This window comes from Salipiger bermudensis (genome assembly GCF_020171625.1).
Classification (GTDB): Bacteria; Pseudomonadota; Alphaproteobacteria; order Rhodobacterales; family Rhodobacteraceae; genus Salipiger; species Salipiger bermudensis_B.
In genome coordinates, this window is sequence record NZ_JAIUZY010000004.1 from 107,581 (window position 1) to 121,922 (window position 14,342).

At 67.3% G+C, this 14,342-nt stretch carries 16 protein-coding genes and 1 other RNA gene; 4 read left to right on the forward strand and 13 right to left on the reverse strand.

Annotated elements, in window-relative coordinates; translation table 11 throughout:
* Positions 1-337: 337 nt before the first annotated feature.
* The 3 genes from dps to mgtE form a co-directional block, all read right to left on the reverse strand.
* On the reverse strand, positions 338-823 hold the full coding sequence (dps, locus tag LCM15_RS07060) for a DNA starvation/stationary phase protection protein Dps (RefSeq protein WP_224854836.1): 486 nt from the start codon (positions 821-823) through the stop codon (positions 338-340).
* Between the two features lie 111 nt (positions 824-934).
* Entirely contained in the window at positions 935-1,501 is a 567-nt protein-coding gene (locus LCM15_RS07065; protein ID WP_224854838.1) for a 5-formyltetrahydrofolate cyclo-ligase, read from the reverse strand.
* Positions 1,498-2,895: a magnesium transporter gene (gene mgtE / locus LCM15_RS07070; RefSeq protein WP_224854840.1), complete on the reverse strand. Its 1,398-nt coding sequence runs from the start codon at positions 2,893-2,895 to the stop codon at positions 1,498-1,500. The genes LCM15_RS07065 and mgtE overlap by 4 nt, the downstream gene beginning before the upstream one ends.
* A 119-nt stretch (positions 2,896-3,014) precedes the next feature.
* On the opposite strand from mgtE, the gene guaD reads away from it, so the two are divergent.
* Positions 3,015-4,298, forward strand: a complete 1,284-nt coding sequence (gene guaD, locus LCM15_RS07075; RefSeq protein ID WP_224854842.1) for a guanine deaminase — start codon at positions 3,015-3,017, stop codon at positions 4,296-4,298.
* Between the two features lie 15 nt (positions 4,299-4,313).
* Here the strand turns inward: guaD and LCM15_RS07080 are convergent, their stop codons facing one another.
* The 5 genes from LCM15_RS07080 to LCM15_RS07100 all read right to left on the reverse strand — a co-directional run bounded on the left by LCM15_RS07080 (position 4,314) and on the right by LCM15_RS07100 (position 8,210).
* Positions 4,314-4,874 carry a CAP domain-containing protein gene (locus LCM15_RS07080; protein WP_224854844.1) on the reverse strand — a complete coding sequence of 187 codons (561 nt, stop codon included), beginning with the start codon at positions 4,872-4,874 and terminating at the stop codon, positions 4,314-4,316.
* A 99-nt stretch (positions 4,875-4,973) separates the two neighbouring features.
* Positions 4,974-5,459 carry a CAP domain-containing protein gene (locus LCM15_RS07085; RefSeq protein ID WP_224854853.1) on the reverse strand — a complete coding sequence of 162 codons (486 nt, stop codon included), beginning with the start codon at positions 5,457-5,459 and terminating at the stop codon, positions 4,974-4,976.
* Between the two features lie 56 nt (positions 5,460-5,515).
* Positions 5,516-6,856 carry an 8-oxoguanine deaminase gene (locus LCM15_RS07090; protein ID WP_224854855.1) on the reverse strand — a complete coding sequence of 447 codons (1,341 nt, stop codon included), beginning with the start codon at positions 6,854-6,856 and terminating at the stop codon, positions 5,516-5,518.
* 114 nt (positions 6,857-6,970) lie between these two features.
* The gene (gene hisN, locus LCM15_RS07095) at positions 6,971-7,771 is read right to left on the reverse strand and encodes a histidinol-phosphatase (protein WP_224854857.1); all 801 of its coding nucleotides are present in this window, start codon (positions 7,769-7,771) and stop codon (positions 6,971-6,973) included.
* Positions 7,772-7,826: 55 nt separating this feature from the next.
* Positions 7,827-8,210: a helix-turn-helix domain-containing protein gene (locus tag LCM15_RS07100; RefSeq protein WP_224854859.1), complete on the reverse strand. Its 384-nt coding sequence runs from the start codon at positions 8,208-8,210 to the stop codon at positions 7,827-7,829.
* Between the two features lie 298 nt (positions 8,211-8,508).
* Between LCM15_RS07100 and LCM15_RS07105 the strand changes: the two genes are divergently transcribed.
* Positions 8,509-9,474 (forward strand): NADPH:quinone oxidoreductase family protein, encoded by a 966-nt coding sequence (locus tag LCM15_RS07105; RefSeq protein WP_224854861.1) that lies wholly within the window; start codon positions 8,509-8,511, stop codon positions 9,472-9,474.
* Between the two features lie 106 nt (positions 9,475-9,580).
* Here LCM15_RS07105 and LCM15_RS07110 read toward each other — a convergent pair whose 3' ends face one another.
* Positions 9,581-10,453, reverse strand: a complete 873-nt coding sequence (locus LCM15_RS07110) for a LysR family transcriptional regulator (protein WP_224854863.1) — start codon at positions 10,451-10,453, stop codon at positions 9,581-9,583.
* Between the two features lie 125 nt (positions 10,454-10,578).
* Between LCM15_RS07110 and LCM15_RS07115 the strand changes: the two genes are divergently transcribed.
* The gene (locus LCM15_RS07115; RefSeq protein ID WP_224854865.1) at positions 10,579-10,800 is read left to right on the forward strand and encodes a DUF1127 domain-containing protein; all 222 of its coding nucleotides are present in this window, start codon (positions 10,579-10,581) and stop codon (positions 10,798-10,800) included.
* A gap of 136 nt (positions 10,801-10,936) precedes the next feature.
* Positions 10,937-11,677, forward strand: a complete 741-nt coding sequence (locus LCM15_RS07120; protein ID WP_224854867.1) for a Bax inhibitor-1 family protein — start codon at positions 10,937-10,939, stop codon at positions 11,675-11,677.
* 87 nt (positions 11,678-11,764) lie between these two features.
* On the opposite strand, the gene LCM15_RS07125 is transcribed toward LCM15_RS07120, so the two are convergent.
* From LCM15_RS07125 to rnpB, 4 genes are all read right to left on the reverse strand, one after another.
* Complete coding sequence (locus tag LCM15_RS07125; protein ID WP_224854868.1) at positions 11,765-12,367, reverse strand: aminotransferase class IV family protein; 603 nt, start codon at positions 12,365-12,367, stop codon at positions 11,765-11,767.
* Positions 12,368-12,381: 14 nt separating this feature from the next.
* Positions 12,382-13,533 carry an aminodeoxychorismate synthase component I gene (locus tag LCM15_RS07130; protein WP_224854870.1) on the reverse strand — a complete coding sequence of 384 codons (1,152 nt, stop codon included), beginning with the start codon at positions 13,531-13,533 and terminating at the stop codon, positions 12,382-12,384.
* Between the two features lie 93 nt (positions 13,534-13,626).
* Positions 13,627-13,794 carry a 50S ribosomal protein L33 gene (rpmG, locus tag LCM15_RS07135; protein WP_007799108.1) on the reverse strand — a complete coding sequence of 56 codons (168 nt, stop codon included), beginning with the start codon at positions 13,792-13,794 and terminating at the stop codon, positions 13,627-13,629.
* Between the two features lie 116 nt (positions 13,795-13,910).
* An RNA gene (gene rnpB / locus LCM15_RS07140) (RNase P RNA component class A) lies at positions 13,911-14,314 on the reverse strand.
* Positions 14,315-14,342: the final 28 nt, after the last annotated feature.

Sequence of the window (14,342 nt, forward strand, 5' to 3'; positions counted from 1 at the left end):
GGTGGCCCCCGTCACGCAAAGCGTGACAACCATTTGGTTAGGGGGCGCTGTCCCCGTCACGCAAAGCGTGACAATCATTCGGGAAAGGGCGCGCTGCCCCCAGCCGCGCAAGGCTTGATGGCCGAAGGCCGTGGGGGCGCTGCCCCCGTCGCAGCAGAGCTGCGCCTCCCCCGAGGTATTTTTGAACCAAAGAAGATGGGGGCGTGTTGGAGTGGGCCGCCTCCTTGGCGGCGCGGTCGCGTGCGGCTGACACGAAACGATTCAGACCGCGCAAAGCAAAGGGCGCCCCGTGGCGGGAGCGCCCTCTTCTCGAAGTCTGTCGCCTGGAGCTTGTAAATCAGGCCGCCTTGGCGCTGTTCGAGCCAATGAACCAGGCGTCCTTCTCGGCGGTGCGGCTGACTTCGGTGAGAAGATCGGCGGTATCTTCGTCGCCGGCCTCGTCGGCGGCTTCCATCGCCTGACGCAGTTTCACCGTGTAGTCGTTGAAGCGGCTCACGAGGGCCTGAACGTGATCCTCGACCGAGACGATTTCGGTGGGATAGGGCTCGAGCGAGCTTTTCTCGGCCACGGTCTTGGAGGTGCCTTGCGCCAGACCGCCCATCATCGCCACGCGCTCGGCCATCATGTCGGAGCCATCGCGCAGGTGGGCGGTCACGTCGTCGAGCAGCTCGTGCACGCCAATGAAGCCGGTGCCCTTGAGGTTCCAGTGGGCCTGCTTGACCGCGTGGGCCAGATCGAGGGTGTCGGCAAGACGATCGTTGAGCACGCCGATCATCTCGGTACGGGCGTTCTCACTCAGGAAGGGAACAAAATTCTGCGGCATATCTCTCACTCCTAGTCGTCAACAGGGGATGGCGCCCGGGTCATGGGGAAGGCGCCCCCGGGCGGACCCGGGCTTCGGTCTGACAACGTCGCGAGCGCCGCGCGGGTTCCGTCAGCCCGGAGAGATCACCTCGGTTTCGGTGACGATCAGGTCGAGCGGCTGATCGAAGGGATCGAGCGGCAGCGCCTCGGCCTCCTGCGCGGCGTAGGCGAAGCCGATGGCCAGCGCCGCCCCCTGCCCGCGCAGCCCCGCCAGCGTGCGGTCGTAGAAGCCGCCGCCATAGCCCAGACGGGCGCCGGCGCGGGTGAAGGCGACCAGCGGCACGATCAGGATCTCGGGGGTGATAAACGCGGGCGCCTCGGGGACCATGGCACCGAAGGGGCCCGGCACCAGCGCCATCTCGGGCTCCCAGAGCGCGAAGCGCAGCGGCTGGCCCGCGGCCTCGATCACCGGCACCGCGACCGGCCCGTAGGCCGCGGCCTCGGCCATCGCCGGGCGCGGGTCGATCTCGCTGCGGATCGGCAGGTAGCCCGCCAGCGGCACGCCCCGATGCCCCGCCAGAAGCTCCGAGAGCCGCCCGGCCCCGGCGCCGCGATCGGCCTCATGCGCCGCCTTGCGCCGCGCGAAGGCGGCCACGCGCGCCGCCGCCTTCGCCTCGGCCAGAGCCGCCTCGCTCACAGCAGCACCGCGGAGGCGAGGCCGAGGAAGGCGAAGAAGCCCACCACGTCGGTCACCGTGGTCACGAAGGTGCCCGAGGCGAGCGCCGGGTCGACGCCGAAGCGTTCGAGCACCACCGGCACGCCGATCCCGGCCAGCCCGGCGATGACCAGATTGATGATCATCGCCACTGCGATCACCCCTCCCAGCACCGGCGAGCCGAACCACAGCAGGGCCAGCGCCCCCATGACCACCGCGAAGCAGACCCCGTTGATCAGCCCCACCGACAGCTCGCGCAGGATGATGCGCCAGACGTTGCTCGAGGTCAGGTCCTTGGTGGCCAGAGAGCGCACCGCCACGGTCAGCGCCTGCGTGCCCGCGTTGCCCCCCATCGAGGCCACGATCGGCATCAGCACCGCCAGCGCCACCACCGTCGCCAGCACGTCCTCGAACTGCGCGATGACCAGCGAGGCCAGCACCGCCGTCGCGAGGTTGACCGCGAGCCACGGCAGGCGCTGGCGCACCGTCTCGACCGTGCCGTCCGAGAGCCGGCTCTCCTCGCCGACGCCGGCGAGGCGCAGGATGTCCTCCTCGTGCTCTTCATCGAGCACCGACATGGCGTCGTCGATGGTGATCACGCCGACCAGCCGTTCGCTCTCGTCGACCACCGGGGCCGAGATCAGATGGTACTGGTTGAAGGCGTAGGCGACCTCGCCCTCGGGGCGGGTCACCGGGAAGACGTGGAACGTCTCGGAGATCAGCGAGCGCAGCAGCACCTCGCGGCGCGAGGCCATCAGCCGCCCCAGCCCGACATTGCCGATCGGGCGCAGCTTGGGGTCGACCAGCACGACGTGATAAAACTGCTCGGGCAGATCGTCGGTCGAGCGCAGGTAGTCGATCGCCTCGCCGACGTTCCAGTGCTCGGGGGCCATCACCACCTCGCGCTGCATCAGGCGGCCGGCGGAGTATTCCGGATAGGTCAGCGACTGCTCGACGGCGACCCGGTCGCTGTCCTCGAGCACCTCGAGGATCGCCTCCTGCTGGGCCTCGTCGAGATCCTCGAGCAGGTCGACCACGTCATCGGATTCGAGTTCGCGCACCGCGTCGGCCAGCACCTCGGGGTGCAGGGTGCGGATCACCTCCTCGCGGATCGACTCGTCGAGCTCGGAGAGGATGTCGCCGTCGAATTCCTTGCCGTAGAGCTTGATCAGCCGCATCCGGTCGAAGGCGTTGATCTGCTCGAGAAGGTCGGCGATGTCGGCCGGGTGCAGCGGCTCCATCAGCTCGATGAGCTTCTCCCGCTCGCCGGTATCGACGGCAAAGAGGATCGCTGCAACGTTCCTCGGTTGCAGCGCGTAGGCGTCCTGCTCGCGTGCGTCGGCGTCTTCGACGGCCTGTTCCGGTTCCTGGGTCATCGCTGCTCCGCTGCCTGCCGTTTGTCCGCAATTTAGGGGATCGCGACGGCAAGCAACAGGGCACATTGCGCTTCGGTGCCGGTGCCGTCATGTTGCGGCGGGTTTGCATCGGAGACACCATGGCGACGCTACATCTTGGACAGGTCCTGAGCTTCGACGACTCGCCTTTCGACGAGGGCCACGAGGTCGTCCGGCACGAGCGCCGCGGCGCGCTGGTGGTCGAGGGCGACCGGATCCTCGCGGTGGGTCCCGCCGACGCGATGCGCGCGGCGCATCCCGGGGCCGAGATCGTCGATCACGGCGACGGGCTGATCGTGCCGGGCTTTGTCGATGCCCACGCGCATTACCCGCAGACCGGCATGATCGCGAGCTGGGGCAAGCGGCTGATCGACTGGCTCAACCACTACACCTTCCCCGAGGAAGCGCGCTTTGCCGATCCCGCCCATGCCCGCACGGTGGCAGAGCGCTATCTCGACCTGCTGCTTGATCACGGCACCACCTCGGTCTGCACCTACTGCACCATCCACCCCGCCTCGGTGGACGCGATCTTCGAGGCGGCCGAGGCGCGCGGGATGCGGGTCTTCGCCGGCAAGACCTGCATGGACCGCGACACCGCCCCCGCGTTCCTGCGCGACACCGCGCAATCGGCCTATGACGACAGCAAGGCCCTGCTCGCACGCTGGCACGGCGCGGGCCGCGCCTCCTACGTGATCACGCCGCGCTTCTCGCCCACCTCGACGGTGGCGCAGCTCGAGGCGCTGGGGGCGCTCTGGAGCGAACACCCGGACTGCCTGATGCAGACCCACCTGAGCGAGCAGGTCGACGAGATCGAGTGGGTGAAATCGCTCTACCCGTCGGCGCGCGATTATCTCGACACCTACGAGGCCCACGGCCTGCTGGGGGCGGGTGGCCTCTATGGCCACGCGATCCATCTCGAACCGCGCGAGCGTGACCGGCTGCGCGAGGTCGGCGCGTCGCTGATCCACTGCCCGACCTCGAACACCTTCATCGGGTCGGGCCTGTTCGACATGGACGGGCTGACCGGGGAAGGTCATGCCGTCGGTCTCGCCACCGATACCGGCGGCGGCTCGTCGTTCTCAATGCTGCGCACCATGGCCGCGGCCTACGAGATCGGCCAGCTCAGGCACCGCCCTCTGCACGCCTCGGAGCTGTTGTGGCTGGCGACGCAAGGGTCCGCGCGGGCGCTGCATGTGGACGACCGCATCGGCAACCTCGCCGCCGGCATGGAGGCGGACTTCATCGTGCTCGACCTCGCCTCGACGCCGGCCATCGTACAGCGCGTGGCGCAGGCCGGCGACATCTGGGAGGCGCTGTTCCCGACGATCATGATGGGCGACGACCGGGCCGTCTCCTCGACATGGGTGGCCGGCCAGAAACGCTGAGGGCCGAGCGCCGGATCAGCCCTGCTGGCCGGTGATCAGCACCCAGTACTCGCCCGAGCGTCCGATGCCGTAATCGCTGACATCGGTGCGGACCATCGTTTCGAGATGCGAGGGCGAGCCGGTCCAGCTCTGGAGCACGAAGGCGAAGCCGCACGGCGTCCAGCCGACATTCTCGTGCACGTGACGCATCCGGTAGCCGGCCTCGCGGGCACGCTGGCCCACCTTGCTGCCGTCCGAGCCGACATGCGTCACGGTCTGCAAACGTGCCACGTCGCGCGCATGGGCCTGCGCTGCCGCTTCCAGCGCAGGCGAGCGCTTCAGCGCCGGCAGTCCCTTTGCGGCGCGGTAGGATGCAAAGGCGCGATCCGCGCTCTGGCCACTGGCCGCCGGGCAGCCGCCATTGCTCACGATCGACTGGGTCGGTGCGTTCTCCCCGGCGCGGAGGCCCGGCGTAGCGCCGGTGCGGACCGTCGCCGCCGCCGGGGCAGCCGTCGCCGCCGGGGCGGGATCGCGGACATCGACTTCGACACAGGCGGCGAGCGGGGCGAGCAGCAGGAGGGGCGCAAGGAGCTTCATCGGGTTACCTTTGAGCGGGGTGTGGCACATCGACCCGAGATAGCGTCCCGCCCGACCGACGGCCACACCCTTGCGCCGCCGGTCGCGAAATCACGCCGCTTAGCGCGGTGCTGCCAGAACCATGGTGTAGAAATCGCCCGCGCGACCGACACCGTATTCCGTTACATTGGTCTTGAGCATATTGCTGCGGTGGCCCGGAGAGTTGATCCAGAGCTCCATGACCCTGTCCATGCCCTGCCCCGTCTGCGCCACGTTCTCGGCGGCGGTGCGATAGCGATACCCGCCGTTCTGGAGCCGGTCGGTCATCTGGCTGCCGTTCGAGCCGGTGTGGGTCATCCGGTTCATCGACTGCATGTCGCGCGCGTGGGCCTGCGCCACCGCATCCAGCTTGGCGGACCGGCTGAGCGGCCGCAGGCCCCGCGACGACCGGAACGCGTTGAGCGACGGCGCCGAAGCGGCCGCTGCGACCTGTGCAGACGCCGCGGCGGCGGGCGCCGACGGGGCGCTGCGGCTGGCAACATTGGGCGATTGCACGGTGCATCCCGCCGCGAGCAGCAGCGCAGCTGCGGTGATCATCTTCTTCATCCGGTTTTTCCTCTATCCGTTGTCCGACCCTTGCCAGACTATTCTTAAGGTTTTGTTCACGTAGGGCCGGCCAACCGCTGGGCAAGCATGTTCTGGTGCGCCAGCGTCGCCGCGAGATCGATCGTCGTGAGCAGCCCGTCGCGCACCACCTGCCGGCCTTCGACGAACAGGTGCCGCACCCGTTGCGGTCCGGCCAGCAGCAGCGCCGCCTTATCCCAGCTGCCGGCGCTGTCGATGCCGCTCACATCCCAGAGCGCGAGATCGGCGCGCTTGCCCGCTGCGATCTGGCCGCAATCGTGACGCCCCAGCACCTCGGCCCCGCCCCGGGTGGCGAGCCGCAGCGCCTCGCGGGCGCTCATCGCGTCGGCCCCGCGCGAGACCCGCTGAAGGAGCATCGCCTGCCGCGCCTCGGCCACGAGGTTCGAGCTGTCGTTGCTGGCCGAGCCGTCGACTGCGAGCCCCACCGGCACGCCCGCATCGACCATGTCGCGGATCGGCGCGATGCCCGATCCGAGCCGGCAGTTCGAGCACGGGCAATGCGCCACTCCGGTTCTGGATTGTGCAAAGAGATCAATCTCCTGCCCGTCGAGCTTCACGCAATGCGCGTGCCAGACATCGGGGCCGGTCCAGCCCAGTTCCTCGGCATATTGGCCGGGCCGGCAGCCGAATTTCGCCTCGGAATAGGCGATGTCCTCCTCGTTCTCGGCAAGGTGGGTGTGCATCATCACGCCTTTGTCCCGCGCCAGCAGCGCGGCGTCGCGCATCAGCTCGCGGCTCACCGAGAATGGCGAGCACGGCGCCACGCCGACGCGCACCATCGCGCCCTCGCTGGGATCATGGAAGGCGTCGATCACGCGGATACAATCCTCGAGAATGGCGTCCTCGCGCTCGACCAGCGCGTCGGGCGGCAGGCCGCCGTCACTCTCGCCGATGCTCATGGCGCCGCGCGTGGCGTGGAAGCGCAGGCCGATCTCGGTCGCGGCGTCGACGGTGTCATCAAGCCGCGCGCCGTTGGGATAGAGATACAGGTGGTCCGAGGTCAGGGTGCAGCCGGAAAGCGCCAGTTCGGCCAGCCCTGCCAGAGCCGAGATGCGCATTTCCTCGGGACCGAAGCGCGCCCAGATCGGGTAGAGCGTTTGGAGCCAGCCGAAGAGCAGCGCATCCTGCCCGCCGGGCACCGCGCGGGTCAGGGTCTGGTAGAGATGGTGATGGGTGTTCACCAGACCGGGCGTCACCACGCAGTTCGACGCCTCGACCACCTCGCCGGAGGTCGTCAGCCCCTCCCCGATCTGGACGATCACGCCGTCGCGGATCAGCACGTCGGCACCGGCGAACTCGCTGCCGGCGTCATCCATGGTCAGCACGCCGTGGGCATTTCGGATCAGGGTCTCGGACATCGGGCAGCACTCCTTGGGGTTTGCCCGGAGAGTGGCCCGGTCGGCACCGGAATGGAAGGTGGACCTCGCCTGCCGCCTGCTTTCGCCCCTGTCGGCGTCCGCGACCGCCTCCATCTACCCCCTGAGCAGCGCCAGCGCCTCGGCGTGCAGTTCCGCGTTGGCGGCGGCAAGAACGCGCCCGCCCTCGTGGGCCGGGCCGCCCTCCCAGTCGGTGACGATGCCGCCCGCCGCCTCGATCACCGCGATCGGCGCCTGAATGTCGTAAGGGTAGAGCCCGGCCTCGACCACAAGGTCGATCTGTCCGGCGGCCAGCAGCGCGTAGGCGTAGCAATCCATGCCATAGCGCGTCAGCCGAGCGCGGCCCTTCACACGGTCAAAGGCCGCGCGGTCCACATCACTGCCGATCTCGGGGAAGGTGGTGAAGAGGATTGCCTCGTCAAGCCCGCGCGGGCGGCGGGTCGAGAGCGCGAACTCGCCCAGCGGGCCGCTCCAGTCGGCGCGGCCAAGCCCACCGCAGAACCGCTCGCCGGTATAGGGCTGGTCGATGATGCCGAGCCGCGGCCCGGTCTCGTCGGAGAGCGCAATCAGCACGCCCCAGGTGGGCGTGCCGCTCAGGAACCCACGGGTGCCATCGATGGGATCGAGCACCCAGGTCAGACCGCTGCTGCCGGTGGTGGTGCCGAACTCTTCGCCGAGGATGCCGTCCTCGGGGCGACGCGCCGCGAGCAGACCGCGCATCGCCTCTTCGGCAGCGCGGTCGGCGACGGTCACCGGGTCGAACCCCTCGGCCTGCTTGTTCTCGGCATCGAGACCGTGGGCCCGGAAATGCGGCAGGATCGCCGCGCGCGCAGCATCAGCCAGCGCGTGCGCCGTATCCCAAAGGTCATTGGCCAGATTTTCGGATATATCGGCCATCGCCGCCACCTCGCTGATTTTCATGAAAATCAGCTAGCGCAGCGGCGAAGGAGGCTCAAGCCACGTCGGACAGGACGCGGGCCAGTTCGAACAAGCGGCGGCGCTGGTTCTCGGGGATCGCGTAGTAGGAGCGCACGAGATCCAGCGCTTCCTTGTCGCCGAGAATGTCGGCGGGCATCGCAGCTGCAGCAGTCGCCGGCTCTTCCGCCGCTTCCTGCTCGGCATCGATGCCTTCGAAGAAGAAACTCACCGGCACGTCGAGTGCATCGGCGATATCCCAGAGACGCGAGGCGCTGACGCGGTTGGCGCCGGTCTCGTATTTCTGGATCTGCTGGAACTTGATCCCGACCTGCTCGGCAAGTTGCTGTTGCGTCATCCCCACCAGCCAGCGGCGGTGACGGATACGTTTGCCCACATGGACGTCGACGGGATGCGTCATTGGCATTTCCTTCTACCACACCCCGTACCAGGGGCGACTAATTCTTACTGCGCCACCGGCGCAACCTCGTCCGGGGACACACACACGCCCCCAGCAATCTTGTCACAAGCCCGCGGACAGTACATCCTTACAGGCGATTTGATCAAGCGCGACGCGCCTGAAACGGTAAAGACACTCAACAATTCGCACCCGCAGGTTGCAGGAGCGCGTACCACTTAAGCGCATATGGGGGTGGATCGAGATTTGACAATTCAACAAGAGTACCATCACATTCACGATCACGATCCACGAGGCCCGTATGAAGTGTTTTCTTCTCAGCACGCATGAAAAGCAACCTACCCTAACGGATATAGACATTCCTGAATGCGCGTCAGGGCAGATCAGACTGCGAATTGGAGCCTGCGGACTCAACTTTGCGGATCTCCTGATGATTGAAGGCAAGTATCAGGATACCCCACAGCTTCCCTTCACGCTTGGCATGGAAGTGGCCGGCACGATCGACGCCGTCGGCCCCGGCGTGACCGGGTTTGCCCGCGGCGACCGGGTGGCGGTTTTCGGCGGTCAGGGCGGTCTGGCGGAGTATGGCGTGTTCGATGCCGAACGCGCCGTGAAGATCCCCGACAGCATGAGCTTCGAAGACGCCGCCGCGCTGCAGATTGCCTATGGAACCAGCCACTTGGCTCTCGATCACCGCGCCCGCCTGCAGCCCGGAGAGACCCTCCTCGTGCTCGGCGCGGCGGGTGGCGTGGGGCTCACGGCCGTCGAGATCGGCAAGCTCATGGGGGCCACCGTGATCGCCTGTGCGCGCGGTCCGGAGAAGCTTGAGGTGGCCCGTCAGGCGGGCGCCGATCACCTCATCGACGCCCGCACCGAGGACATCCGCGAGGCGGTGCTCGCGCTCGGCGGGTCGGACGTGGTTTATGACGCGGTTGGCGGGGATCAGTTCACCGCGGCGTTCCGCTCCTGCAAGCCGGAGGCCCGAATTCTGAGCATCGGATTTGCAAGCGGAGAGGTCCCGCAGATCAAGGCGAACCACCTATTGGTGAAGAATCTCACCGTCATGGGCCTTTACTGGGGCGGCTACCTGACCTTCCGGCCGGAGATTCTCACCGGATCTCTGGCGACGCTCTTGGGATGGTACGACCAGAAGAAGATCCGCCCGCATGTGAGTCACGTCCTTCCGCTGGAGAAGGTGGCCGACGGCCTCGCCCTGCTGCGCGATCGCAAGTCGACCGGCAAGGTTGTGATCCGTATCAACGGCTAGCGCCGCGCAGATTTCGATTTTCCGAAACTGAGACGGCGCGCCGGATCGCGGCGAAGGACAAATCGTCGCGACGCGGCCCCGCAAGACACGCGTGTGCGCGAACCCCTCAGGCGGCGGCGATGTCGCGCCGACCGCGCAGCACGCCGAACTCGGCCCGCAACGCTTCGAGCAATGGCTCGATCAGGTGCGGGCGCGCGCTCGACGCGTAGAGGCAGATCGCTTGCGTGCCGAGGTCCGGCAAGTCGTCCAGCGGGATCATCTCCAGATGCGCCGGGGCGTGACCCTCAAGCACCGGCGTCACCGCGAGATCGGCGGCGACCGAGACCTCAATGGTGCGGTCGCTCTCGCTGTCCACCGCCAGTTCCCAGTCGAACCCCTCGCGCTCCATCAGCGCGGACACCACCGGACGGAAGCCGCAATGCCGCGTCAGGGCAACACGCAGGGGCCGCACCTTCCAGGCGGTGCCGTTCGGCGCCCCGTACCAGCGCAGCGGCAGCTCGAGCACCGGCTCGCCGCCCTCTCCGGGTTCGGCCTCGGTGGTCAGGATCACGTCGACCTCGCCGCGGGCGAACTGCTCTTTCAGCACGGCGGTGTAGGCGCTGATCAGCTGAAGCCGCACGCGCGGGAAATCGCGCTGCATTTTCTTCATCACGCGCGGGATCACCGGGTAGACCACGTCATGCGGCACGCCGAGCACCAGCTCGCCCTTCCAGTCGGTCGCCGTCAGCCTCGCGTAGATCTCGTCGTTCAGCTCGACCATGCGGCGGGCGTATGTGAGCAGCTGCTCACCGGCGGGCGTCAGGGCGACCCCCCGCCCCGAGCGGTCGAGCAGCGCCAGACCAAGGGACTCCTCCAACCGCTTGAGCTGCATCGACACCGCCGATTGCGTGAGGTTGAGGAACCCGGCGGCGCGGGTCACCCCGCCGGCCTCTGCGACGGTGAGAAAGGAGCGGAGCGTGGTGATGTCGAGATTGCGCATGAATCGGATTTCGTGATGCCAGGGATCAGGGATATTCGTTTTACAGATGGGTCAGCCGGCAGCATACCGATCACAGGAAGACATGGATACATAATTTCGCATCACTTTTCGTGAAGGAGACCATCATGCCTCGTGACACCGCCCTGCGCCGCGCCGCCTGCCCGCCTTCCGGGCGCCGCCGTTCTCTGCTGCACCGCCTTCTCGACCTGCAGGCCCTGTGGCGCCAGCGCCGGCGCCTGGCCACGCTCGATGATGCCGCGCTGCGCGATATGGGCATCAGCCGGGCGGATGCCCTGCACGAGGCCAGTCGCAAGCCGTGGGACGCCCCGGCCCACTGGCGCGGCTGAGCCGGGACGGGACCGCGAAGAACGTATCGAAAGCATCCGTTTTCAGGCGCCTTCCATCTTGAAATACCACCCCGCTCTGCCAATATCAGGGGCAATAGTTCCATCTCTATTCCTGAGATACAGCTTGGAGGCATGAATGGCTGAATACAGAACAATCCGGACCGCTACCGGAAGCGCGAGCGCGGCCCAGATTGACGAGGGTCTGCGCGCCCACATGAACAAGGTCTACGGGACCATGTCCATCGGGATGCTGCTCACCTTCGCAGTCGCCTGGGCGGTGGGCACCAGCCCCGAACTTCTGGCCGTGTTCCGAGACCCCGCCACGCTGCAGCCGAACATCCTCGGCTGGATCGTGATGTTTGCCCCCCTGATCATGGCATTTGCCTTCGGCGCGATCCTCAACCGCATCTCCGCCGCCGGCGCGCAGCTGTTCTTCTTCGGCTTCGCCGCCGTGATGGGCCTGTCGCTGAGCTGGATCTTCGTGGCCTTCACCGGCTTCTCGATCGCGCAGGTGTTCCTCGTGACCTCGATCGCCTTCGCGGGCCTGTCGCTCTGGGGCTACACCACCAAGAAGGACATCTCCGGCTGGGGGTCGTTCCTGATCATGGGCGTGATCGGCATCCTCGTGGCCTCGATCATCAACATCTTCCTGGCATCGCCCGCGATCTACTTCGCGATCTCGATCCTCGGTGTGCTGATCTTCGCAGGCCTGACCGCCTACGACACGCAGAACATCAAGAACACCTACCTGCAGCACGCGGCACATGCCGACAGCGAGTGGCTCGGCAAGGCCGCCATCATGGGCGCCCTGCAGCTCTACCTCGACTTCATCAACATGTTCATGTTCCTGCTGCAACTGCTTGGCAACCGCGAGTAATTTCGCAGCCGACAGCACCAGACAGAGAGGCCCCGGGCAATCGCACGGGGCCTTTTTTCATGGCAACGCCTCGCGCGCGGGCGCCGGTCAGCCCAACCCAGAGTCTAAGCGCACCGGGATCAGCCCGCGCAGCGAATTGCCGATCCAGATCGTCTCGGCCCGCTCCAGATCCTCCATCCCCAGCACCGCCTCCTGCGCCTCCCCGCCCATGAGCAGGCTCTCGCGCAGCACGCCGGGCAGCAGCCCGCAATCCGCGTGCGGCGTCAGGATGCGCCCGCCCCGGCTCAGGAACACGTTGGTATAGGCGCCCTCGCAAAGCTCGTCATGCTGATTGAAGAACAGCACCTCGGTGACCGCGCGCGGCTTCTGGCGCAGCGTGTCGTCATAGAGGCGCCGTCGGGTGGTCTTGTGCCTCAGGAACGGATCGGAGGCGTCGAGCCGGTGCGGCGAGATCGTCACCCGGCCATCTTCCGGCGACGAGGCGAGGTCGAAGGGCTGCTGTTCCATCTCGATATCGCCGTCCCGCCCGACGGTCATCCGCAGCCGCAGCGGAGCGTCGCCGGAGAGGCTGTCGATGTGCTGCCATGCCGCCGCGGGATCGAAGGCGAAGCCGAGCGCCTCGCAGGTGCGTTCGGCGCGCGCCATGTGCATTCCACCCCGGGTCACACCGGAGCCGGGAAGCCACAGCATGGTCTCGATCACTCTCAATTTGGGATCAGACCGGTCACGAAGCGGGATTTCCAAAGCGCTTCCTCATACTCGTCATCGCACACACTGTCATGGACGATACCACCTCCGACGCCCATTTGCGCGCATCCTTTTGCGGCGACCGTCAGGCTGCGGATCGCGACGTTGAAATCGGCGTCACCGTCCGGGCCGGCCCAGCCGATCGCGCCGCAATAGGCGCCCCTCTGCCAGCCTTCGAGCCGGTGGATCGCCTGCATCGCGGCAATCTTGGGCGCGCCGGTGATCGAGCCACAGGGGAACAGCGCCCGCATCAGATCGGGCAGCGACGGCGCGCCGTCGAGCTGCGCCTCCACCCGGCTCACCATCTGGTGCACCGTCGCGTAGGTCTCGACCTCGAGCAGCGCCGGCACGGTCACAGAGCCCACGCGCGAGATGCGCGACAGGTCGTTGCGCATCAAATCGACGATCATGATGTTCTCGGCGCGGTTCTTTACGTCCTGTGCCAAACCATCGCGCAGGGCGGCGTCCTGCGCGGGATCGGCGGCGCGCGGGGCGGTGCCCTTCATCGGGGCTACCGTGATCCGCCCGCCCGCCTCGAGCCGGAAGAATCGCTCGGGCGAGCGCGACAGGATCTGCGCGTCGCCCAGCGAGACATAGGCCCCGTGCCCCACCGGCTGGAAGCGCCGCATCGCGCCCCAAAGCCCGAGCGGCGCGCCGTCGAAATGCACCGCCATCGGCATGGTGAGATTGACCTGATAAAGATCGCCGCGCGCGATCATCGCCTTGATCTCGTGGAAGCGCTCGGCATAGGCGGCGCGACCCCAGAGCGGCGTGACCTCCGACACCGTCACACCAGCGCTCTCTGCCTCGGCGCGGGCCAGCAGCGGCGCGGCGTCGGACGGGGCCTCGAAGATCCCGAAGGTCAGGAGCGGGCTGTCGCCCTGCCCCGCAAGCGGCGCAAGCTTCGGCTCGAGCGCATAGCCAAGCTCATACGAGGCCACGCCCGCGATCCAGAAGCCCGCGCGCCGCGCCTCTTCGAGCCGGTCGAGCGCTGCGGCTGCGTCATCGCCCGGCCCGCAGGTGACGATCTCGAGGGGGTTGGAAAACAGAGCCGGCCCGCCGCCGGGCCCGGCCTCGACCAGAACGCCGCTGAACGCCTCTGTGCGCATCAAAGCCCCCGCGCCTGCCCTGCCCCGGATAGAGAAAGACCGCGCGGGTTTTATCCCGCGCGGCCCGGATCACTATCCCTTACGAGGTAAGGCTTATTTGATCTTGCCTTCTTTGTACTCGACATGCTTGCGCACGACCGGATCGTACTTACGCACGGTCATCTTCTCGGTCATGGTGCGGGCGTTTTTCTTGGTCACGTAGAAGTGGCCGGTGCCCGCGGTCGAGTTCAGGCGGATCTTGATGGTGGTCGGCTTCGCCATGGTTCTTCTCCTGCGACGGGCAAGCGCGCACCTTGGCCCGCGCCCCGTAGAAATCCTTGAAGCCCGCCTTTTACCCAAGCGGGCGTCCGAGTCAACCGGGAATGACCCGGAAAATTCTGCGTGGAGGGCCTGTAAGCCGGATTCTGTTCAGAGCGGGTCTCCCCGCCCCTCGGCGACCATTCCTCTAGGCCCGCGGTTGCCCGCGCGCTCCAGCTGCCAACCCGGACCTCTCGGGCCGAAGCAGCCCTGCGGTGATATCCCGAAGGATCATGCCCGCGCGAGGTCCCTATTTGGCATTGCTCCCGGTGGGGCTTGCCATGCGGGTCCGGTTGCCCGTCCCCCGGTGGTCTCTTACTCCACCGTTTCACCCTTACCGTTCCGAAGAACGGCGGTCTGTTCTCTGTGGCGCTGTCCATCAGGTTGCCCTGCCCGGGCGTTACCCGGCACCGGCGCTTCGGTGAGTCCGGACTTTCCTCCCCCGACGGGGTTCCCCGCCGGCGGCGGCCGCCCGGCCCTCCACGCCGGCCCGACATAGGCGCGGGGGCACG

Bases quoted from the DNA above. Each gene is read 5' to 3' on its own strand.
- dps (WP_224854836.1), bottom strand. From the start codon at position 823: ATGCCGCAGAATTTTGTTCCCTTCCTGAGTGAGAACGCCCGTACCGAG.
- mgtE (WP_224854840.1), bottom strand. From the start codon at position 2,895: ATGACCCAGGAACCGGAACAGGCCGTCGAAGACGCCGACGCACGCGAG.
- guaD (WP_224854842.1), top strand. From the start codon at position 3,015: ATGGCGACGCTACATCTTGGACAGGTCCTGAGCTTCGACGACTCGCCT.
- LCM15_RS07080 (WP_224854844.1), bottom strand. From the start codon at position 4,874: ATGAAGCTCCTTGCGCCCCTCCTGCTGCTCGCCCCGCTCGCCGCCTGT.
- LCM15_RS07085 (WP_224854853.1), bottom strand. From the start codon at position 5,459: ATGAAGAAGATGATCACCGCAGCTGCGCTGCTGCTCGCGGCGGGATGC.
- LCM15_RS07090 (WP_224854855.1), bottom strand. From the start codon at position 6,856: ATGTCCGAGACCCTGATCCGAAATGCCCACGGCGTGCTGACCATGGAT.
- hisN (WP_224854857.1), bottom strand. From the start codon at position 7,771: ATGGCCGATATATCCGAAAATCTGGCCAATGACCTTTGGGATACGGCG.
- LCM15_RS07100 (WP_224854859.1), bottom strand. From the start codon at position 8,210: ATGACGCATCCCGTCGACGTCCATGTGGGCAAACGTATCCGTCACCGC.
- LCM15_RS07105 (WP_224854861.1), top strand. From the start codon at position 8,509: ATGAAGTGTTTTCTTCTCAGCACGCATGAAAAGCAACCTACCCTAACG.
- LCM15_RS07110 (WP_224854863.1), bottom strand. From the start codon at position 10,453: ATGCGCAATCTCGACATCACCACGCTCCGCTCCTTTCTCACCGTCGCA.
- LCM15_RS07115 (WP_224854865.1), top strand. From the start codon at position 10,579: ATGCCTCGTGACACCGCCCTGCGCCGCGCCGCCTGCCCGCCTTCCGGG.
- LCM15_RS07120 (WP_224854867.1), top strand. From the start codon at position 10,937: ATGGCTGAATACAGAACAATCCGGACCGCTACCGGAAGCGCGAGCGCG.
- LCM15_RS07125 (WP_224854868.1), bottom strand. From the start codon at position 12,367: ATGCTGTGGCTTCCCGGCTCCGGTGTGACCCGGGGTGGAATGCACATG.
- LCM15_RS07130 (WP_224854870.1), bottom strand. From the start codon at position 13,533: ATGCGCACAGAGGCGTTCAGCGGCGTTCTGGTCGAGGCCGGGCCCGGC.
- rpmG (WP_007799108.1), bottom strand. From the start codon at position 13,794: ATGGCGAAGCCGACCACCATCAAGATCCGCCTGAACTCGACCGCGGGC.